Here is a 220-nt window from a genome sequence, read left to right on the forward strand (position 1 = left end):
TATCGCTTCAACGGAAAGGCGCCCGTGATGCAGGTGCATCTCAACGAACTGGCCAAGCTGAGGAGCGAAGGCCACCCGAGAGGTGTGACCTCCGTCTGCTCCGCCCATCCGATCGTGCTTCGCGCAGCACTCCGACACGGGCGGCAACACCAGAGCACCGTCCTGATCGAAGCGACCTGCAACCAGGTCAATCACGTCGGCGGCTACACCGGAATGACGC

The 220-nt window shown here is 62.7% G+C and carries 1 protein-coding gene; it reads left to right on the forward strand.

Annotation, left to right across the window (positions count from 1 at the left end; genetic code table 11):
* Positions 1–27: 27 nt before the first annotated feature.
* Positions 28–220: class II D-tagatose-bisphosphate aldolase non-catalytic subunit (locus tag AF337_RS18570; RefSeq protein ID WP_160320329.1), on the forward strand; the 193-nt coding region annotated here is incomplete at its 3' end.

This window comes from Rhizobium ecuadorense (genome assembly GCF_001187535.1).
Lineage (GTDB): Bacteria > Pseudomonadota > Alphaproteobacteria > Rhizobiales > Rhizobiaceae > Rhizobium > Rhizobium ecuadorense.